The organism is Rhodoplanes tepidamans (assembly GCF_030813915.1).
GTDB classification, from domain to species: domain Bacteria; phylum Pseudomonadota; class Alphaproteobacteria; order Rhizobiales; family Xanthobacteraceae; genus Rhodoplanes; species Rhodoplanes tepidamans.
In genome coordinates this window covers 134,044-154,220 of record NZ_JAUSUJ010000013.1, presented here as the reverse complement: position 1 = coordinate 154,220, position 20,177 = coordinate 134,044, and the positions used below count along the sequence as shown (strand labels likewise).

Annotated in this window: 17 protein-coding genes; 11 read left to right on the top strand and 6 right to left on the bottom strand. The window is 73.2% G+C overall.

Going from position 1 to position 20,177, the window contains the following annotated elements; all coding sequences use genetic code 11:
* Nucleotides 1-20: 20 nt before the first annotated feature.
* The gene (locus J2S22_RS16795; protein WP_272778538.1) at nt 21-1,286 is read right to left on the bottom strand and encodes an HAD-IIIA family hydrolase; all 1,266 of its coding nucleotides are present in this window, start codon (nt 1,284-1,286) and stop codon (nt 21-23) included.
* Between the two features lie 250 nt (nt 1,287-1,536).
* Here J2S22_RS16795 and J2S22_RS16790 point away from each other — a divergent pair, with 250 nt between their 5' ends.
* Together J2S22_RS16790 and J2S22_RS16785 are read left to right on the top strand one after the other, a co-directional pair.
* Entirely contained in the window at nt 1,537-2,955 is a 1,419-nt protein-coding gene (locus tag J2S22_RS16790; protein ID WP_272778537.1) for a mannose-1-phosphate guanylyltransferase/mannose-6-phosphate isomerase, read from the top strand.
* Nucleotides 2,956-2,988: 33 nt separating this feature from the next.
* Nucleotides 2,989-4,548, top strand: coding sequence for a hypothetical protein (locus J2S22_RS16785; protein WP_272778536.1), 1,560 nt, complete (start codon nt 2,989-2,991; stop codon nt 4,546-4,548).
* Nucleotides 4,549-4,712: 164 nt separating this feature from the next.
* Here the strand turns inward: J2S22_RS16785 and J2S22_RS16780 are convergent, their stop codons facing one another.
* Entirely contained in the window at nt 4,713-5,306 is a 594-nt protein-coding gene (locus J2S22_RS16780; protein ID WP_272778535.1) for a D-sedoheptulose 7-phosphate isomerase, read from the bottom strand.
* A gap of 255 nt (nt 5,307-5,561) precedes the next feature.
* On the opposite strand from J2S22_RS16780, the gene J2S22_RS16775 reads away from it, so the two are divergent.
* The 6 genes from J2S22_RS16775 to J2S22_RS16750 all read left to right on the top strand — a co-directional run bounded on the left by J2S22_RS16775 (nt 5,562) and on the right by J2S22_RS16750 (nt 11,548).
* Entirely contained in the window at nt 5,562-6,587 is a 1,026-nt protein-coding gene (locus tag J2S22_RS16775) for a lysylphosphatidylglycerol synthase transmembrane domain-containing protein (RefSeq protein WP_272778534.1), read from the top strand.
* 63 nt (nt 6,588-6,650) lie between these two features.
* The gene (locus J2S22_RS16770; RefSeq protein WP_272778533.1) at nt 6,651-7,982 is read left to right on the top strand and encodes an FAD-binding oxidoreductase; all 1,332 of its coding nucleotides are present in this window, start codon (nt 6,651-6,653) and stop codon (nt 7,980-7,982) included.
* A complete protein-coding gene (locus tag J2S22_RS16765; RefSeq protein ID WP_272778532.1) occupies nt 7,979-8,725 on the top strand; it encodes an SDR family NAD(P)-dependent oxidoreductase in 747 nt (248 codons plus the stop codon). The genes J2S22_RS16770 and J2S22_RS16765 overlap by 4 nt, the downstream gene beginning before the upstream one ends.
* A gap of 146 nt (nt 8,726-8,871) precedes the next feature.
* The gene (locus tag J2S22_RS16760) at nt 8,872-9,819 is read left to right on the top strand and encodes an NAD-dependent epimerase/dehydratase family protein (RefSeq protein ID WP_272778531.1); all 948 of its coding nucleotides are present in this window, start codon (nt 8,872-8,874) and stop codon (nt 9,817-9,819) included.
* Between the two features lie 2 nt (nt 9,820-9,821).
* Nucleotides 9,822-11,102, top strand: coding sequence for an NAD(P)/FAD-dependent oxidoreductase (locus J2S22_RS16755; RefSeq protein ID WP_272778530.1), 1,281 nt, complete (start codon nt 9,822-9,824; stop codon nt 11,100-11,102).
* Complete coding sequence (locus tag J2S22_RS16750) at nt 11,099-11,548, top strand: GtrA family protein (RefSeq protein WP_272778529.1); 450 nt, start codon at nt 11,099-11,101, stop codon at nt 11,546-11,548. Before J2S22_RS16755 ends, J2S22_RS16750 begins: the two co-directional genes overlap by 4 nt.
* Nucleotides 11,549-11,686: 138 nt before the next feature.
* Here J2S22_RS16750 and J2S22_RS16745 read toward each other — a convergent pair whose 3' ends face one another.
* Both J2S22_RS16745 and J2S22_RS16740 read right to left on the bottom strand, forming a co-directional pair.
* On the bottom strand, nt 11,687-13,147 hold the full coding sequence (locus tag J2S22_RS16745; protein WP_272778528.1) for a UbiA family prenyltransferase: 1,461 nt from the start codon (nt 13,145-13,147) through the stop codon (nt 11,687-11,689).
* Between the two features lie 101 nt (nt 13,148-13,248).
* Complete coding sequence (locus J2S22_RS16740; RefSeq protein ID WP_272778527.1) at nt 13,249-14,331, bottom strand: NAD-dependent epimerase/dehydratase family protein; 1,083 nt, start codon at nt 14,329-14,331, stop codon at nt 13,249-13,251.
* Nucleotides 14,332-14,592: 261 nt separating this feature from the next.
* On the opposite strand from J2S22_RS16740, the gene J2S22_RS16735 reads away from it, so the two are divergent.
* The gene (locus J2S22_RS16735; RefSeq protein WP_272778526.1) at nt 14,593-14,967 is read left to right on the top strand and encodes a hypothetical protein; all 375 of its coding nucleotides are present in this window, start codon (nt 14,593-14,595) and stop codon (nt 14,965-14,967) included.
* 25 nt (nt 14,968-14,992) lie between these two features.
* Here the strand turns inward: J2S22_RS16735 and J2S22_RS16730 are convergent, their stop codons facing one another.
* The gene (locus J2S22_RS16730; protein ID WP_272778525.1) at nt 14,993-15,742 is read right to left on the bottom strand and encodes a GntR family transcriptional regulator; all 750 of its coding nucleotides are present in this window, start codon (nt 15,740-15,742) and stop codon (nt 14,993-14,995) included.
* 171 nt (nt 15,743-15,913) lie between these two features.
* Between J2S22_RS16730 and tcuA the strand changes: the two genes are divergently transcribed.
* Together tcuA and J2S22_RS16720 are read left to right on the top strand one after the other, a co-directional pair.
* On the top strand, nt 15,914-17,413 hold the full coding sequence (gene tcuA / locus J2S22_RS16725) for an FAD-dependent tricarballylate dehydrogenase TcuA (RefSeq protein WP_272778524.1): 1,500 nt from the start codon (nt 15,914-15,916) through the stop codon (nt 17,411-17,413).
* Between the two features lie 328 nt (nt 17,414-17,741).
* Complete coding sequence (locus J2S22_RS16720) at nt 17,742-18,734, top strand: Bug family tripartite tricarboxylate transporter substrate binding protein (protein WP_272778523.1); 993 nt, start codon at nt 17,742-17,744, stop codon at nt 18,732-18,734.
* On the opposite strand, the gene J2S22_RS16715 is transcribed toward J2S22_RS16720, so the two are convergent.
* Complete coding sequence (locus J2S22_RS16715; protein ID WP_272778522.1) at nt 18,721-20,148, bottom strand: sigma-54 interaction domain-containing protein; 1,428 nt, start codon at nt 20,146-20,148, stop codon at nt 18,721-18,723. The two genes, J2S22_RS16720 and J2S22_RS16715, sit on opposite strands and share 14 nt — an antisense overlap.
* Nucleotides 20,149-20,177 lie beyond the last annotated feature (29 nt).

Sequence of the window (20,177 nt, the reverse complement as noted above, 5' to 3'; positions counted from 1 at the left end):
ATGGCTGCGATGCGGCGGCGTCAGGCCTGGGCCAGCACGACGTCCACGGCGGCGCCGATGTCGGCGAACATGCGGTCCGGGGTGCCGTCGAGGCCGTCGCGGGCCCGGCCGGTGTCGCGGCAGCCGTGACCGGTCATCACCCCGTAGCCCGGGATGCCGACGGCGTGCGCCGCCATGATGTCGCGGGTGCTGTCACCGACCATGCAGGCGCGCCCCGGATCGATCGGCAGCTCGGCGAAGGCACGGCGGAACAGCAGCGTGCCGGGCTTGCGGCACTCGCAGGCGCGGACCAGCTCCGGCACCCCGCCATGCGGGAAGGGCCCGGGGTGGTGCGGGCACACATAGATGTGGTCGAGGTATCCGCCATCGGCGGCGAGCAGCGCCTCCAGCCGGCCGAGGATGCGGTCGAGCGCCTCGAACGAGACGTCGCCGCGCGCCACCTGGGCCCGGTTGGTGATGGCGGCGATGACGAAGCCGGCGGCGCGGGCGCGGGCGAGCGCCGCCCCGGCGCCGTCCACCATCACGATGTCGTCGGGCGCCAGCGTGCCCTGCGGGCCGGGATCGTGGTTGAGGACGCCGTCGACGTCGACCAGCAGGGCCGGGCGGCGATGCGCGAGGCGCAGCGCCTCGGGGCGGCCGGCGGCCAGATCCCGCTCGGCCGCGGCGCGGGCGGCGGCGGCGTCGACCCGGGCGAGGTATTCGGTGGTCCGATGGACCGCCACCGGGCGGCCGGCGGCCAGCAGGGCCGGCACCACGTCGCGGCAGAGGTCACGCCAGGGCTCGCCTCCGCGGCCGGGCAGGGCGCCGGGTCCGGCGAGCCACAGGCCGGCGGGCGACAGGTTGCGCTGGTCCTGCGGGTCCGGCCGGTCCTTCGGGAACACGGCGGCGAGGCGGCCGTCGCGCTCGGCCAGGAGATCGCTCTCCCGCGGCCGCAGGGTCGGCTGCGCCACCACGGTGAGGGCGGCCGCGTGCGCCGCATGGGCCGCGGCGAGCCGGGCGAGGTCGAGATCGAACAGCACCGGCCCGTCGACCACCAGGACCGGCGCGCCGTCCTCGCCGGGGGCCCGGTCGAGCGTCAGGCCGAGCGCCGCCGCCTCGCCGGCCGCGAGCTCGGCGATCGCCGGCGCCTCCGGCCCGTCCGCGGCGACCGCCAGCCGGCGGACGCCGGCGCCGGCGAGCGCACGCATCTGGCGGAGAAGCAGCGGGACGCCGGCCACCGGCCGCAGCAGGGCGGCTCCGGCGGGGCCGCCGGGGGCCGGACGATCGGCCAGGACGAGAGCACGCATGACGATCCAGAGATGACGATCCAGAGATGACGGTCCAGAGACGGCGGTCCACGGGTCGGGCGGGCGGCGCCCGCCGGCGCGGCGCCGGCCGGGCGGTTCACCACGTCGGCGCGCGGCGTTTCCGTTCCGGCCGAAAATGCCTTAAGCAGTCGCCGGCGCGTTGGGAAGCCCTCCGGTCCGGCCGCCCGGACGCCTTCGCTCGCGGCGCACGCGCCGTCGCCCCGGTACGAACTAACCCGCACGGTTTCCGATGGCTCGACCGAAGATCATCCCCCTCCTGCTCGCCGGCGGTTCCGGCACCCGCCTGTGGCCGGTGTCGCGCGACGCCATGCCGAAGCAGTTCCTGCCGCTGGTCGGCGACCGCTCGACCTACCAGCAGGCGCTGGCGCGGGTCGCCTCGCCGGAGCTGTTCGGTCCGCCGATCGTCATGACGGCGAACGACTTCCGCTTCTTCGCCAAGGCCCAGGCCGAGGAGCTCGGCATCGACGCGACCGTCGTGCTGGAGCCGATGCGGCGCGATTCGGGCCCGGCCATCGCGGCCGGCGCGGCGCTCGCCCGCAAGCGTGACCCCGACGCCGTGGTGCTGGCGATCGCCGCCGACCACGTCATCCTCGACCAGGACGTGTTCGAGGCGACCTGCGCGGCCGGCCTCGCGGCCGCCGAGGCGGGCCGCATCGTCACCTTCGGCATCCTGCCGAGCGCGCCGAAGACGAGCTACGGCTACATCCGCAGGGGCGAGACGCTCGGCATCGACGGGGTCGCCCGGGTCGACGCCTTCGTCGAGAAGCCGGACGCCGCGACCGCGGCCCGCTACGTCACCGACGGCTATCTGTGGAACTCGGGCAACTTCCTGTTCGGCGCCGAGACGCTGCTCGCCGAGCTCGCCCGCTTCGAGCCCGAGATGGAGCGGGCCGTCGTCGCCGCGGTCGACAAGGCGTCGCTCGATCTCGGCTTCGTGCGGCTCGACGCCGACGCCTTCGGGGCGGCGCCGCAGAAGTCGATCGACTACGCCGTCATGGAGCGCACCGACCGCACCGCCGTGATCGAGGGCCGGTTCCGTTGGTCCGACATCGGCTCGTGGGACGCCGTGTTCGACATCGCGCCGCGCGACGAGGCCGGCAACGTGGTGTCGGGCCCGGTCGCGACCCTCGAGGCGCAGGACTGCATCGTCCACGCCGAGGACCGGCTCACCGTCGCGCTCGGCGTCAAGGACCTCGTCATCGTGACGACGCCCGACGCCGTCCTCGTGCTGCCGCGCTCGCGCGCCGAGGACGTCAAGGGGGCGGTGGCGATGCTCAAGAAGCAGGGCCGTGCCGAGGCGACCGCCCACCGGCTGTGCCATCGCCCGTGGGGCCATTACGATTCGCTCGACCGCGGCGAGCGCTACCAGGTGAAGCGCATCGTCGTGTCGCCCGGCGCCCAGCTGTCGCTGCAGCGCCACTATCACCGGGCCGAGCACTGGGTGGTGGTGCGCGGCACCGCCGAGGTGACGACCGGCGACCGGCGCTCGATCGTGCACGAGAACGAGTCGATCTTCATCCCGATCGGCACGGTCCACCGCCTCGCCAACCCGGGCAAGATTCCGCTCGAGCTGATCGAGGTGCAGACCGGCAGCTATCTGGGCGAGGACGACATCGTCCGGCTCGAGGACGACTACCGGCGCGACTGAGCGGCGCCGCGCCGCGGACAACCGGACCCGACCATGCATGCGAGCCTCCGGCTTCCGCCCGAGACGCGCCGGCGCCTCGCGCAGGCCGGCGCGACCGCGCTGCGGCTGGCGCCGCCGGCCGGCTGTCTGCTGGTCGTGCTCGGCGCCAAGCTGTGGCTGATCGCCAGCCACGGCAGCCCGACCCCGTTCTGGGACCAGTGGGACGCCGAGGCGGTGCTGATCTACCCGGCCTGGCTCCAGGGCCGGCTCGGCCTCGCCGAGCTGCTCGCCCCGCATGTCGATCACCGCATCCTGTTCACCCGCCTGCTCGCCATCGGCCTGCTCGCGCTGCAGGACCGCTGGGACCCCATCCTGCAGATGGTGGCCGGCGCGGTCCTGCATGTCGGCACGCTCGCCCTGGTGCTGGCGGTCCTGCTCCGCGGCCTCGGGGCGGGCGAGCGGCTGGCGCTGTGCGGCTTCGCGGCGCTGGTGTTCGGGCTGCCGTTCGGCTCCGACAACACCCTGTGGGGCTTCCAGTCGCAGTTCTATTTCCTGCTGCTGTTCAGCGTCGCCGGCCTCGTGCTGCTGGTGCCGGCGCCGGCCTTCGGGCCGCGCTGGTGGGCCGGCCTCGCGGTCGCCTGCGCGGCCTATCTCGGCATGGCCTCGGGCGGCGTCGCGCTGCTCGCGGTGCTGACGGTCGCGGTGCTGCAGATCGCCGCCGGGCAGCGGCGCGGCGGCCGCGAATGGGCGGCGCTGCCGGTCTATGCCGCGCTGTTCGTCGGCTCCTGGCTGCTGCTGCCGGTGCTGCCCGGCAACGACCATCTGCGTCCGGCGACCGTGCTGGCCTTCGTCCGCAGCCTGCTCTCGGCGGGGGCCTGGCCGGTCGTCGCGCCGCACGTCGCTCTCGGCCTGCTGGCGGCCGTGGCGCTGTTCGTGCAGGCGCCCGTGGCCCTGGTCGCCGCGGCGCTGTGGCGCGAGCGGCCCGGCCTGCGCCACCACGGCTGGCTGCTGCTCGGCCTGTGGGTCTGGGTCGCCCTGCAGGCCCTGGCGATCGTCTACGGGCGCGGCGCCGCCTTCCCGGCGCCGCGCTATCTCGACATCTTCGCGGTCGGCCTGGTGCTGAACTTCGCCATCCTGCTGTGGACGCTGTCCCGCGCCGGCGCGGGGGGGCGGCGGCTCGCCGCGGCCGCCAGCGTCTGGGTGCTGGTCGTCGCGGCCGGGGCGGGGCGCTGGTTCAACGGCAGCACCCTGTTCGAGATCGGCTACCGTCGCGACATGGCGGTCATTCAGACCGAGCGGGTGAAGGCCTATCTGGCCTCCGGCGACATCCGCGAGCTGCAGGACCGGCCGCCCCTGCACATTCCCTATCCGACCGCGGAGCGGCTCGCCTTCGCGCTCGCCCAGCCCGGCATCCGCGAGCGGCTGCCGCCGGTGCTGCTCGGGCAGGACGACTCGGAGGAGCGGCGCCGCGGCGGCCTCGCCGGCTTCGTGGCGCGCCAGAAGGAGAGCCTGCTCAAGCGCGGCCCGCTGATCGCCGGGCTCGGCCTCGCTTTGCTGCTCGCCGCCGCGACGGCGCGCCTGCGCGGCCGCGAGGCGGACGGCGCGCCGGGGTGATACGGGGGCCGCTGATCGCTGCGGTGGTCATTCCGGGGCGCGCGGAGCCGCGAACCCGGACTCCGGCCGAGAATTCGGAGCCTGCCGCTGGAGTCCGGGCTCGCACCTTCGGTGCGCCCCGGAATGACGGCGAACCTGATCAACCGTGTTTGGCTCGACGCCGGTCAGCCGTGGGGTCCGCCGAACAGCGCGTCCTCGACGACGGTGCAGATCGCATGCGCGGCGACGATGTGGATCTGCTGGATCAGCGGGGTCGACGACGACGGCGCGGCGAGCACGTGGTCGCACAGTGCCGCCATGTCGCGCGGCCCCTCGCCGGTGAAGCCGACCGTCACGACCCCCTGCTTCTTCGCCGCCTTCAGGGCCGCAAGCACGTTGGGCGAGCGGCCCGAGGTCGAGATCGCGATCAGCACGTCGCCGGCGCGGGCGAGGCCGCGCACCTGCCTCTCGAAGGCCAGATCGAAGCCGTAGTCGTTGCCGACCGCGGTGAGCACCGAGGTGTCGGTGGTGAGCGCGATCGCCGGCAGCGGGTCGCGGTCGTAGTTCATCCGCGACAGGAACTCGGCCGCGATGTGCTGCGCGTCGGCGGCGCTGCCGCCGTTGCCGGCGATCAGGAGCTTGCCGCCGGAGCGGAACGATCGGGTGATCGCCGCGGCGATCTCGGCGATGGCGTCGAGCAGCGCCGCGTCGGTCGCGGCGCGCTCCATGGCCTCGCGCGACCTCTCGAAATGCGCCGCGATGCTGTCGGCTGCCGGCATGGTCGGTCTCCCCGGGGTCCGGGGCAGCCGCCGTGGCACGGCGGTCGCAAGGCCGGACGCGGCGATAAAGCGGGCTCCCGCCGGAACGTCAAGGCGTCGCCGCCGGGAGCGGGAGGCCCGGCCGGGCCGCAACCCGCCGGGCAGGCGCCCGAGGCCTCTGCGGCGCCCCAATTCCGGGCGCAATTCATTTACGTAGCGCTGGTAAGGTGAGGGTGGATGTCAGACACGGGCCGACCAGGAGGGCAGGGGGCGATCATGCCGGCGACGACGGCGCTGTCCGAATCCGTGGCCGCGGCCGCGCCCGAGAGCGCCATGGTGCTGCGCCCGGCGCTGCGTCGCGCCGCCGTGGTCGCCGCGACGCTCGCCGGCCTGTCGCTGCTCGCCGCCATCGTGGTGCTGGCCGCCCGCAACGACCTCGACAAGGCGGTCCGGGTGCTGGCCGACGCGCCGGTCTGGCTGGTCCTCGTGGTGGTCGCCTTCGCCACCCTCAACTACGCGATCCGCACCTGGCGCTTCGTCTATCTGGCGCGGCTGCTCGGCCTCTCGGTGCCGTTCGGCGAGATGTCGGTCTATTACGTCGCCGGCTTCGCGCTCACCATGTCGCCCGGCAAGATCGGCGAGATGGTGCGGCTGTGGTTCATGAAGCGTAAATACGCCTTCACGTACCGGCGCGGCATCGCGCTCCAGCTCGGCGACCGGATCAGCGACGTCTACGCCATGCTGCTCCTGTGCCTGGCCGGCCTGACGGGCTTCGAGCAGTATCGCGGCTCGGTGCTGGCCGTGCTGACCGTCGCGGCGGCCGGCACGCTGCTGCTCGCCCGGCCTCGCCTGCTGATCGCCTGTCTGAACACCGCCTATGCGGTGGTCCGCATCAAGCCGCGGCTGTTCGTCCATCTCCGCCACATGGTCCGCAACACCGCCCTGGTGATGCAGGGCCGGGCCTTCGTGGTGGCTCTCACCCTCGGCATCGCCTCCTGGTTCGCCGAGGCGGTGTCGCTGTGGATCGTCCTCCACCTGCTCGGCGCTCCGGTCGACCTCCTCGCCGCCACCTTCGTGTTCGCCTTCGCCGGCGTGGTCGGCGGCCTCACCATGCTGCCGGGCGGCGTCGGCGGCTTCGAGATCGTCATGGTGATGCTGCTCGGCCTTCAGGGCGTGCCGACCGAGGTCGCCCTGGTGGCGACCGCCATCCTGCGCCTCGGCACCGTCTGGTACGCGACCGCGGCGGGCTTCCTGGCCGTGCCGGCGGCGCTGCGCCTGTCCACGCCCCGCTCCGCCGCCTGAGGGACCGCCCCCGACACGTCCCCTGGCTTGCCCGCCGCCGCTTCGCGAGGATACACCGTCCGCATGAGCACGACGCCGACCGCCGCGATGTCCGACGTCTCCGCCTGGGGCCGGCTGAGCCGGCTGCCGCACGCGGTCTCGCGGCCGCCCTTCCTGGACGACGCCGCGGCGATCGTCGGGGCTCCCGGGAGCCCGCTGCTCGTCCGCGGGCTCGGCCGCTCCTACGGCGACGTCTGCCTCAATGCCGGCGGCCGCCTGATGGTCACCGACCGGCTCGACCGCCTGCAGTGGATCGACCTGCAGGCCGGCCGGGTGCGGGCCGAGGCGGGCCTCTCGATCGACCGGCTGCTGCGGGTGATCGTGCCGCGCGGCTGGTTCGTGCCGGTGACGCCCGGCACCAAGTTCGTGACGCTGGGCGGGGCCGTCGCCAACGACGTGCACGGCAAGAATCACGAGACCGCCGGCAGCTTCGGGGCCCATGTCGAGCGGCTCGGACTGCGGCGCTCGACCGGCGAGACCCTGACCCTGTCGCGCGACGCGAACGCCGAGCTGTTCGCCGCCACGATCGGCGGCCTCGGCATGACCGGCTTCATCGCGTGGGTGGAGATGACGCTGGTGCCGATCCGCGCGGCCCGGCTCGCCATCGAGACGCTGGCGATCGCCGACGTCGACGACTTCTTCCGCATCGCCGAGGCGAGCCGCGACTGGCCCTTCACGGTCGCCTGGGTCGACTGCCTCGCCAAGGGGCGCGAGCTCGGCCGCGGCCTGTTCATGCGTGGCCGCTGGGCCGAGACGGGCGGCCTCGACATCCACAGGCCGCCGCGGCTCGGCTTCGCGCCGGAGCCGCCGGGACTGCTGCTCAACAGCCTGACCATGCGGGCCTTCAACGCCCTCTACCGCAAGCGCCCCTATGCGCTCGGCGCCGGTACCCAGCACTACGACCCGTTCTTCTATCCGCTCGACACGCTGGCGGCCTGGAACCGCCTCTACGGCAAGCGCGGCTTCTACCAGCACCAGTCGGTGATCCCGTTCCCGGCGGCGCGCGACACCGTCGTGCGGCTGCTGGAGACCACCGCGGCGCAGGGGCAGGGCTCGTTCCTGGCCGTGCTCAAGCTGCTCGGCGAATCGCGCTCCGGCGGCGTGCTGTCCTTCCCGATGCCGGGCGCGACGCTGGCGCTCGACTTCCCCAACAAGGGCGAGCGGACCCGCCGCCTGCTCCTGACGCTCGCCGAGATCGCGACGGCGGCCGGCGGCCGCCTCTATCCCGCCAAGGACTCCGTGATGACGCCCGACATGTTCCGGGCCGGCTATCCCGAATGGCGCAGCGTCGAGGCGTGGCGGGACCCCGCCTTCGGCTCGGACTTCTGGCGACGCGTGACCGGAGACGCCGCATGAGCGCGCCCTGCCGCATCCTGGTGCTCGGCGCGAGCTCGGCGATGGCGCAGGCCTATGCCCGCCGCCGCGCCGCCACCGGCGCCTCGTTCCTGCTGGTCGGCCTCAACGCCACGCGGCTCGCCGCCGTGGCCGACGACCTGCGCGCCTCCGGCGCGCCGGCGGCCGAGATCGCCACCATGGACCTCGCCGACCTCGCCGGAATCGAGACGCGGGCGGCGGACCTGCGCGGGCGCTTCGGCGAGCCCGACGAGGTGCTGATCGCCTATGGCGAGCTTCCCGACCAGGCCGAGAGCGAACGCGATCTCGACGCCGCGCGGCACGCCTTCGAGGTGAACTTCGTCAGCGTGGCGCTGTGGATCCTGGCGCTCCTGAAGGATCGTCCGCCGCAGGCGCCGCTGGCCCTGATCACCATCGGCTCGGTCGCCGGCGACCGCGGCCGTGCCTCGAACTTCGTCTACGGCGCCGCCAAGGGCGGGCTCGACCGCTTCCTCGAAGGGCTGGCGCAGAAGCATGCCGGCACGCCGGTGCGGATCGTCACGGTGAAGCCCGGCTTCGTCGATTCGCCGATGACCGACGCGATCGCCAAGGGGGCGCTGTTCGCCAGCCCCGACGCGGTCGGCGCCGACATCGTCCGGGCGGTCGAGAAGGGCCGGCGGGTCGTCTATGCGCCGTGGTTCTGGTGGGTGATCATGGCGATCATCCGCAACCTGCCGTGGTTCGTGTTCAGGCGCCTGCGCATCTGACCGCGGTGCAGGACCGGCGTCCGGCCGGCTTTTTCAATGGCCAGCGCCGTCCGACTGCGTTAAGCGAGCCTGCCGGTGCCCGACCGGGAGGCGCGCGTCGCCCTCCGGATGCGGCGTGAGTCGACCGACCAGCTTCCGGGATTCCGATGGCCGACGAAACCCCATCCGCGCTGCGCGTGGCCGTCACGGGAGCCGCCGGGCTGGTGGGGCAGAACCTGATGCCGCGGCTGAAGGCGCGCGGCGTCCGCGACATCGTCGCCATCGACAAGCACCCGGCCAACACGGCGACGCTGCGCCGGCTGCACCCCGACGTCACGGTGATCGAGGCCGACCTCGCCCGCGACGACGGCTGGCAGGAGGCGGTCGCCACCGCCGACGTGCTCGTCGTGCTGCACGCCCAGATCGGCAGCCTCGACCGCGATGTCTTCGTGGCGAACAACGTCACGGCGACCGAGCGCCTGCTCGCGGCGGTGGCGGCGCGCAGGCCCTATGTCGTCCATGTCAGCTCGTCGGTGGTGACCTCGGCCGCCGAGGACTGGTACGTCGAAACCAAGGCGGGGCAGGAGACGCTGGTGCTGGCCTCCGGGCTCGACTGCGTGGTGCTGCGCCCGACCCTGATGTTCGGCTGGTTCGACCGCAAGCATCTGGGCTGGCTCGCCCGCTTCATGCGCAAGGTGCCGGTGTTCCCGATCCCCGGCGACGGCCGCTATCTGCGCCAGCCGCTCTATGCCGGAGACTTCGCGGACATCGTGACGGCGTGCATCGCGCGGCGGCCGTCCGGCACGTTCAACATCTCGGGGCTGGAGCGCATCGACTACATCGACCTGATGCGCGCCGTGAAGCAGGCGAGCGGCGCGAAGGCCGCGATCGTGCGCATCCCGTATGCGGCGTTCTGGGCGCTGCTCTGGCTCTATGCGCGCTTCGACGGCGATCCGCCGTTCACCACGCGCCAGCTCGAGGCGCTGGTGACACCCGACGTGTTCGAGGTGATCGACTGGCCGGGCCTGTTCGGCGTCCGCGCGACGCCGCTGCAGGCGGCGCTGGAGGAGACGTTCCGGCATCCGGTCTATTCCGACGTCGTGCTGGAGTTCTGAGCATGGCGCGCGTCGTCGTGGTCGGAGCCGGCGCCATGGGGCTCGCGGCCGCCTACCATGCGGGCCGGCGCGGCCACGCCGTGACGGTGCTCGAGGCCGCCCCCGAGCCGGGCGGCATGGCGGCACATCTCGATCTCGCCGGGCTGTCGATCGAGCGCTTCTATCACTTCGTCTGCCGCGCCGACCGGCCGACCTTCGACCTGATGAGCGAGCTCGGCCTCGGCGACCGCATGCGCTGGGTGCCGACCAGCATGGGCTACTACGTCGACGGCTCGCTGCATCCCTGGGGCGACCCGGTGTCGCTGCTGCGCTTCCCCGGCCTGTCGTTCGTCGAGAAGCTGCGCTACGGCGCCATGATGGCCATCGAGACGAAGCGCCGCGACTGGCGGGCGCTCGACACCGTCTCGGCGCGCGACTGGATCACGCGCTGGTGCGGCGCGCGCGTCTACGAGCGGATGTGGGCGCCGTTGTTCCGGCTGAAGTTCTTCCAGCACGCCGACACCGTCTCGGCGGCCTGGATCTGGACCCGCATCAGGCGGCTCGGCACGTCGCGGCGCTCGCTGTTCCAGGAGGAGCTCGGCTACATCGAGGGCGGCTCGCAGACGCTGGTCGATGCGCTGGTCGCCGCGGTCGAACGGCAGGGCGGAACGGTGCGCTGCGGGGTTCCGGTCGAGCGCATCGACATCGCCGAGGGCGCCGTGGCGGGCGTCACGGCCGGCGGCGAGGTCTTTCCGGCCGATGCCGTCATCTGCACGGTGCCGACGCCTCATGTGAGCGCCCTGGTGCCGGCCATGCCGGCCGCCGAGCGGGCCCGCTACGACGCGATCGAGAACATCGGCGTCGTCTGCGTGCTGGTCCGGCTGAAGCGGTCGATCACGCCGCATTTCTGGGTCAACATCGCGGACCCGCGCTTCGCCATTCCCGGCATCGTCGAGTTCTCCAACCTGCGGCCGACCGGCGACACGGTCGTCTACGTGCCGTACTACATGCCGCCGGACCGGCCGGAGTTCTCGCGCGACGACGCGACGTTCCGGGCCGAGGCGCTGGGCTGTCTGAAGATGCTGCAGCCGGCGCTGCGGGACGAGGACGTGGTCGCGGTGAAGATCGGCCGGCTGCGCCACGCCCAGCCGGTGTGTCCGCCGGGGTTCTCGACCATGCTGCCGCCGGTCGAGACGTCGGTGCGCGGGCTGCAGATCGCCGACACGGCGTTCTACTATCCGGAGGACCGCGGCATCGCCGAGAGCGTCCGGCTCGGCCGGGAGATGGCGGAGCGCGTGCCGTGACGGTGCCGGAGCCGCCGGACACGGGCGGGACCGCCGCCTCCGATCCGCGCGCCCGCTGGCGCTTCGTGCTGTTCCTGGCCGCCGGCGGCACCGCGGCGCTGGTCAACGTGCTGTCGCGGATGGCGCTGAGCCTCGCGATGTCCTACGAGGCCGCCGTCGCGGTCGCCTATCTGTGCGGCATGACCGTGGCCTTCGTCCTCAACCGCGCCTTCGTGTTCGCGCCGTCGGGCCGCGCCGCCCACCAGGAGTATGTCCGCTTCGCCATCGTCAATGCGGCGGCGATCGTGCAGGTGTGGATCGTCAGCGTCGGTCTCGCCCGCGCCGTGTTTCCGGCGATCGGCTTCGCCTGGCACGCCGAGACCGTGGCGCACGTCGTCGGCGTCGCCGTGCCGACCGTGACCAGCTATCTCGGCCACAAGCATTTCTCGTTCGCGGCGCGGGGGTGAAGGGCTCCGAACAGGCTTTGTCCCGTCACCCTGAGGTGCCCGGCAGAGCCGGGCCTCGAAGGGCGACGGCCCGTGACTCCGGGGCCGTTCATCCTTCGAGGCTCGCTGCGCGAGCACCTCAGGATGACGGAGAGAGTCTCAGATCGCCACGAAGAACGCCGCGCCGACGGCGGCGCCGAGGAGGAGGCTGCGGGGGTCGGCGAGGGCGAAGACGACCGGGTCGTCGTTCAGCTCGGCGCGCTGCGCCAGGAGCCAGATGCGCTGCAGCCACAGCGCCATCAGCACCGGGACGGCGTAGAGCCAGGCGGCGTGCCGGTAGAAGCCCGAGGGCGAGGCGTCGTTGGTGAGATAGAGCAGCATGATGACCAGCGAGAACAGCCCGGCGCCGACCCCGAACACCAGGGTCAGCGGCCAGTCGTCGCCCGTGTAGCCGCGGCCGGCGATCTCGCGGGCGTCGCTGCGGGCGGCCCGGATCACCTCGGCGTGGCGCTTGGCGAGCGCCAGCGACAGGAAGAAGGCGAGCGCGAAGGAGAGGAGCCAGGGCGACTGGCCGAGGCCGATCACCGCCGCGCCCATGGCGACCCGCAGCGTGAACAGGCAGCCGATGACGAACACGTCGGTGAGCGCCTCGCGCTTCAGGGCGAGCGAGTAGGCCGTGGTCAGCGCCAGGTAGATCAGCAGCATCAGGGCGAAGTCCGGCGACAGCAGGGCGCCGGCGGCGATCGCGCAGACGATCATCACGGGCGCCGCCACGAGGCCGAGCGACAGCGGCAGGGCGCCGCTGGCGAACGGGCGGCGCCGCTTGGTCGGATGCTTGCGGTCGGCGCCGAGGTCGGCGATGTCGTTGAGCAGATAGGTGCCCGACACCATCAGCGAGAGCACCAGGAAGCCGGCGACCGCGGCCGCGACCTTGGCCGGATCGGTGAACACGTGGCCGACGAACAGCGGCACGAACAGCAACACGTTCTTGGACCACTGGTGGACGCGCAGCGCCCGCAGCCACACCCGGGCGCCCGGCCGCGGCCGCGACAGGACGCCGAGCACCGGCGTGCCGCAGCGGGCGACCGCGCCGGCGACGCGCTTCGCCACGTCGCACAGCACCGCGCCCCTGGCGGCGGCGAACAGGGGCAGGTCGGCCGGGCTGTCGCCGGCATAGAGGAAGCCGTCGGGGAAGCGCTCGCGCAGATGGGCGAGCTTGGCCGTGCCCTTGAGGTTGCGGACGCCGTCGCTGCCGGTGGCGCTGTCGAACAGGCCGAGCGCCTCGGCGACGCCGTCGGCGACCGCCTGGTCGGCCGCCGTGACGAGATGCACGGGCCGCCCGCGCGCCCGCTCGGTGCGCAGCAGCGCGACGAGGTCCTCGCGCCACGGCATGTCGGCGAGCTCGAGCAGGGCGTGGCCGGCGAGCCGCCGCTTGAAGGCGGCGCGGTCGCGGATCGCCAGCAGCGCAGCGACGGCGGCGACCGGCTTGCGGAACAGCACGACGCTGAAGCTCTCCACCAGCGAGTCGCCGAGCAGCAGCGTGCCGTCGAGATCGACGACCAGCGGGATCGCGACGTCGGCGTCGAGGCCGCGGCGGTCTTCGGGCTTGGGCTCCAGCATGACGGGTCCGTCGAACGCGCCCGGGCCTCGCCCGGCTCGGCGGACTTATAGCAGGGCGTCGCCGGACGCGCAGCCCGGGCGCCGCGGTGGGGAGACGGGCGTCACGCCGTCAGGCCGAGCGGCGCCTCGCGGGCCAGCAGGCCGTCGTGGATGTCCTGCAGGGTGCGGCGGATGTCGCGGGTGATGCGCCAGTGCGGGTAGCGGGCCTGGAAGCGGCGCAGGTCGCTGACGTACCAGACGTGGTCGCCGAGGCGGGGCTCGTCCTCGTAGCGCCAGGCGAGGCGGCGGCCGGCGATCTCCTCGCACAGCGCGATCGCCTCCAGCATCGAGCAGTTGGCGGCCCGGCCGCCGCCGATGTTGAACACCTCGCCGCAGGGCGGGTCGCGCCACACCGCGTCGAACGCGGCGATCAGGTCGGCCGAGTGGATGTTGTCGCGCACCTGCTTGGCCTTGTGGCCGAACACCGTGTAGGGGCGGCCCGCCATGGTGCATTTCATCAGGTAGGCGAGAAAGCCGTGCAGCTGGGTGCCGGAATGGTTCGGCCCGGTCAGGCAGCCGCCGCGGAACACCGCGGTCCTGAGGCCGAAATAGCGGCCGTACTCCTGCACGAGCACGTCGGCCGCCACCTTGGAGACGCCGAACAGGCTGTGGGTCGACTGGTCGAGCGTCATGGTCTCGTCGATGCCGTGCGCCGCGTAGCGGTGCGTCGGGTCGATCTCGAAGCGGGTCTCGCGCTCGACCAGCGGCAGCCGGTTGGGCGTGTCGCCGTAGACCTTGTTGGTCGAGGTGAAGACGAACACGGCGTCCGGCGCGTGCCGGCGCATCGCCTCGAGCAGCACCAGCGTGCCGTTGGCGTTGATGGTGAAGTCGGCCCGCGGGTCGCGCGCGGCCCAGTCGTGCGAGGGCTGGGCGGCGGTGTGGACGATCAGCTTCAGGTCGCGCCCGTAGGCCGCGACGATGCGGCCGACCGCGGCCTCGTCGCGGATGTCGACGTCGTGGTGCCGGTAGTTGGGCAGCCGCTCGGTGAGCCGGGCGGAGAGCCAGCGGGTCGACGCCTCGGCGCCGAACAGGCGCGCGCGCATGTCGTTGTCGATGCCGATCACCCGGTCGAAGACGCCGCCGAAGTGGAGGACCGATTCGCTGCCGACCAAGCCGCCCGAGCCCGTTACCAGCGCGACCGTCATTCCGTGCGTCTCCCGCGAAGACCGGCGGCTGTACCGGCCTTCGTAGAAGCCGCCGGTCCGGAATCCGTTCCGCCGCGGCCGGGGATGCGGCCGGCGGGAGGCCGCGCCGGGCGCCGCGCCGTCGGGCGGCGGTTTCTTTCGGCCGGGCCGGAACCATACAGGGGCGAGTTCGTTGCCATGGATCACCGGCCACGACCCCATGGGCGCCGGTGGCTGAGAGAGGCTTGTGCTCCCGCCTGTTCGGCAGAACGGAGCACGGCCATGCGCGGTCCCCGCGATCCTCCCGTCCATGCAGGCGAGCCTGCCGCGGCCCGGACCGGCGGCACGCCGACCGAAGCCGCTCCGTCCGCAGGCGCGCCTGCGGCGACGACCGGGACCGAGCCGGCCTCGACCGAGGCGAGCTGGACCGAGGCGAGCTGGGCCAGGAACCGGCCGCGCTCGCGCCAGGCGCGCCAGGTCGCCATGCAGGACCTCACCCGCGCCGCCTGCACGGAATCCCGGGTGCTGATCGACGGGGCGGCGGAGCGCGTCTCCAGCTCCGACCAGGCCTGCGCCGTGCATCGCGAGCAGGTCGCCAAGAGCCGCGCCACCATCGCCCAGACGCGCGCCCTGATCCGGCGCCTCGACGACCGGTGAGGCGCCGCCGGCCGTCCGGGCCGGCCTAGCCGGCGCCCTGCATCAGCTTGAGCCGCGCCCGCAGCGCCTCGCGGATGTGGGCGCGCGCCGCCTGCTCGGCCGCGTCGGCGTCGCGCGCCGCGATCGCCGCGACGATCGCCGCGTGCTCGGCCACCGCGGTCGCCGGCCGGCCGGCGACGTTGAAGGTGGTCGGGCCGAGCAGCGCGATGGCGTCCTGCATCTCGCGCAGCGCGCCGTCGAGGAAGCGGTTGCGGGCGGCCCGCACGATCGCCTCGTGCAGCAGCCGGTTGAGCCGCGCCATCTTTCGCGCGTCGTCGGCGGTCGCGAAGGACTCGGCGAGCTCGGCCAGGGTGTCGATCTCCGGCGCGCTCGCCTGGCCGGCCGCCAGCCGCGCCGCGGCCCCCTCCAGAATCTCCCGCATGGCGTAGAGCTCCAGCACCTCGGCGGCGTCGGGCCGGCGCACCACCATGCCGCGGCCGCCGGCGTGCTCGACCAGGCCCTTGGCGAGCAGCCGGCCGAGCGCCTCGCGCACCGGCGTGCGGCTGACCTCGAGCTTCTGGGCGACCTCGTCCTCGACGATGCGGTCGCCCGGCCGGTAGACGCCGTCGCGCAGCGCCCCGCACAGCGCCCGGAACACCGCCTCGCCGAGCGGCAGGGCGCCGCGCTCGAGCGCCGCCCGGTCGAGCCCCGGCCGGGCGAGGCCCGGCCCGGCGGCTCCCGCCGCGGCCGGCCCGGCCTCGGGCTCCGGGGGCCTGTCGTCCTTCGCTGCCGGCATGGTGCGGGTCGCGCCTCTCTGGTTCGGGCCGCCGAGGGGCGGCGCCCGGCGCCGATTCGCGCCGTCCCCATTCCAGCATCGAACGTGGCGCTTGACGACCGTGTGTGTTCGTATCTTATTGTATACGAACGGACCCGAAAATGGCGGGCCGGAATCGGAGGGGTGAGGGCGATGGGCGAGCTGCCGTCGGCCGTGGACGTGGTGGTGGTGGGCGGCGGCAACGCGGCCTTTTGCGCGGCGCTGGCGGCGGCCGAGCACGGGGTCTCGGTGCTGGTGCTGGAGCGGGCCCCGGAGGACGAATCGGGCGGCAACTCGCGCTTCACGGCGGGCGCCTTCCGCTGCGTCTACGACGGCGTCGAGGACCTCGAGGCACTGATGCCCGACCTCACCGAGCAGGAAATCGCGGTGACGGATTTCGGCACCTACACCGAGGAGAAGTTCTTCGACGACATGGGCCGGGTCACCGAGTATCGCACCGACCCGGACCTGTGCGAGCTGCTGGTGACGAAGAGCCGCGAGACCATGCAGTGGATGCGCGGCAAGGGCGTGCGCTTCGCGCCGATCTACGGCCGCCAGGCCTACAAGGTCGACGGCCGCTTCAAGTTCTGGGGCGGCCTCACGGTCGAGGCGTGGGGCGGCGGACCGGGCCTCGTCGAGGCGCTGACCACGGCGGCCCGGAAGAACGGCATCGCGGTCGTCTACGAGGCCCGCGCCACCGCGCTGATCGCCGACGACGACGGCGTCAAGGGCGTGCGCGTCCGCCACCAGGGCCGGACCCGCGAGATCGCCGCCCGCGCCGTGGTGCTCGCCGCCGGCGGCTTCCAGGCCAACACCGAGTGGCGCACCCGCTATCTCGGGCCGAACTGGGAACTCGCCAAGATCCGCGGCACCCGCTTCAACACCGGCGACGGCATCAGGATGGCGCTGGAGATCGGTGCGATGGCGACCGGCAACTGGTCGGGCTCGCACGCCGTCGGCTGGGACCGCAACGCGCCGGAGTTCGGCGACCTCGCGGTCGGCGACAATTTCCAGAAGCACTCCTATCCGTGGGGCATCATGCTCAACGCGAACGGCGAGCGCTTCGTCGACGAGGGCGCCGACTTCCGCAACTACACCTATGCGAAGTACGGCCGGGTGATCCTGATGCAGCCGGGCCAGTTCGCCTGGCAGGTGTTCGACGCCAAGATCATCCCGATGCTGCGCGACGAGTACCGCATCAAGCAGGTCACCAAGGTGCGGGCCGACACGCTGGAGGAGCTGGTCAGGAAGCTCGAGGACGTCGACGCCGACAAGGCGCTCGCGACCATCCGGGCCTACAACGCCGCCGTGACGACCGAGGTGCCGTTCGATCCCAACGTCAAGGACGGGCGCTGCACCCGCGGGCTCGCGGTGCCCAAGAGCAACTGGGCCAACACCATCGATACGCCGCCCTTCGAGGCCTATGCGGTGACCTGCGGCATCACCTTCACGTTCGGCGGCCTCAAGGTCGACACCTCCGCGCAGGTGATCGACACCGACGGCCGGGTCATCCCGGGTCTCTGCGCCGCCGGCGAGCTGGTCGGCGGCATCTTCTATTTCAACTATCCGGGCGGCACCGGCCTGATGTCGGGCTCGGTGTTCGGCCGCATCGCCGGCGCCAGCGCCGGCGCGCAGGCCGCGGCGAAGCGGTGAAGCGCGCCGTTCCGGAGCGCCGCTGAGCGGCGCCCCCCGAAATCCATATCCCCGTTATCGGCGGCACACGACAGACAGGGGGTATGGGCCCGGGCTCGGCGCCTCGCGCCGGGCCCGGGACGACGGAGCTGAGGTCGTGCGAGGCCCGCGCCGCCGCGGCGCACGACGGACGAGAGGCCGTCGTGATCCGGCCACGGGCCGGACCTCACGCGAGTCGAGACGACCGACGGCACGACGCAGCGAGCGAGAGACCCGCAAAGGGCCCGGCTGCGCGTGATGGAGCGAAACGCATGTCTGGAGGGAGTCGATGTCGACGAACAGTCGAAGCGTGTCCGCGCGTGTGTTCCGGCGGGCCGCGGCCGCCGCCCTGATCGGCGCGAGCGTGCTCGCGGGCCCGTCCCCGGCCGCCGCCCAGCCGCAGGACTATCCGAACCGCTCGATCACGCTCGTCGTGCCGTTCCCGCCGGGCGGCTCGACCAGCATCGTCGGCCGGCTGGTCGCCGACAAGATGAGCGAGATCCTCGGCCAGCAGATCGTCGTCGACAATCGCGGCGGCGCCGGCGGCACGGTCGCGGCCCGCGCCTTCACGCGGGCGACCCCGGACGGCTACACGCTGCTGTTCGGCTATTCCGGCACCATCGCGATCGGCCCCAGCCTCTATCCGGCCGCGGGCTTCGACCCGCGAAAAGACTTCGCGCCGGTGGGCATGATCGGCACGGCGCCGGCCGTGCTGGTCGTGCATCCGGGCTTCGACGTCGCCTCGGCCGGGGCCCTCGTCGCCCTCGCCAGGGACAGGCCGGGCCAGCTCGCCTACGGCTCGGCCGGCGTCGGCACGGTGACGCACATCGCCGGCGAGCTGTTCGTCGCGATGTCGGGCGCGAAGCTCACCCACATCCCGTATCGCGGCTCGGGGCCGGTGCTCAACGATCTGGTCGGCGGCCACATCAAGATGTCGTTCACGCCGATCCCGGCGGTCCGTGCCATGGTCCAGAACGGCAGCCTGAAGGCGCTCGCCGTCACCAGTGCGCAGCGCTCGGCCCTGATGCCGAGCGTGCCGACCGTCTCGGAGACCGGGCTGCCCGGCTACGAGGTCGTGCTCCGCTACGGGCTGCTCGCCCCGGCCGGCACGCCGCGGCCGATCGTCGAGACGCTCAACAAGGCCTTGCGCGAGGCGCTCGCCGCGCCGGACCTGCAGCAGCGTCTCGCCCACGAGGGCGCCGAGGTGCTGGCCAGCACGCCGGAAGAGTACGCCGCCGACATCGACCGCGAGGAGACCAAGTGGTCGAAGGTGATCCGCGAGGCGGGCATCAAGGCGGAGTAACGGACCGCCGCCGGGGAGCGGCCGTCCTCGGATGCTCGGCGGGCCCCGGTTTCGGCTCGCCGTCGAGGTCGATCTTCGCCTCGGCCAGGCGACGATAGAGGGTGCGCACGCTGATGCCGAGCTTCGCGGCGAGCTCGCCGCGGGTGCCGCGATGCGCCGCCACCGTGTCGCGCAGCAGCTGCGCCTGCAGCGCGTCCCAGCGCATCGGGCCGGCCGCGGCGGAGGCGCCCGCCATGTCCAGGGCCATATCGAGCGCCGGGGCCGCGTCGGCGCTGCCGCGGCGGACCTCCTCGGCGAGATGCTCGGGGCGGATCTCGCCGCCGTCGCACAGCAGGCTCGCGCGCTCCACGAGGTTGCGCAGCTCGCGCACATTGCCCGGATAGTCGTAGGCGACCAGCACGTCGACGGCGGCCGGGGAGAGCCGCAGATGGCGCCCGGGCGCCACCCGCATCAGCAGCGCCTGCGCCAGCAGCGGGATGTCCTGCCGGCGCTCGCGCAGCGCCGGCAGGCAGATCGGGAAGGTGTTCAGGCGGAAGAACAGGTCCTGCCGGAACTCGCCGGCGGCGGACATCTGGCGCAGCGGCCGGTGCGTCGCCGAGACCAGCCGGAAGTCGGCCCGGCGCAGCTCGGTGCTGCCGACCCGGCGGAACGTGCCGGTCTCCAGCAGGCGCAGGAGCTTCACCTGGGTCGAGGGCGGGCTGTCGCCGACCTCGTCGAGGAACAGCGTGCCGCCGGCCGCCGCCTCCACCAGGCCGGTCTTGCGGGTCGCGGCGCCCGTGAACGCGCCCTTCTCGTGGCCGAACAGCTCGCTCTCGAACAGCGTCTCGGGCAGGCCGGTGCAGTCGAGCACGACGAACGGGCCCTCGGCGCGGCGGCTGGCGTCGTGGATCGCCTTGGCGACCAGCTCCTTGCCGGTGCCGGATTCGCCCTGCAGCAGCACGGTCGCGTCGGACGGCGCGACCCGCGAGATCAGGTCGAGCATGCGGCGGAACGCGGGCGAGTGGCCGAGCAGCCCCTGGGCGTGAGCGACCCCGCGCCCCACCGGAAGCTCCTCCAGGCGCTCGACGAAATAGACGATCTCGCCGGTCGCGTCGCGGATCGGCGTGACGTCGATGCTCTCGTAGATCTCGCCGGTGGCGGAATGGTGCAGATGGACGACGCGCTCGCGCCGTCCGGTCTGCCGGCAGGCCGACAGCGGACAGGTCTCGCCGACCTGGTCGCACGGCCTGGCGTAGCGATGCGAGATCTCGTAGCAGCGCGCCCCCACCACCTCGGCGCCGCCGGCGCACGCGCGGCGGTAGGCCGAGTTCGCGGCGACCACCCGGTAGTCGCGGTCGCACAGGATGTGCGGCTCGGGCAGTCCCTCCAGGAAGGACGCCAGCTCGACGAGTCCGGGCGGCACGACGCTGGGCATGTGCCTCTATGGCACTGCCAGTTTCGTCA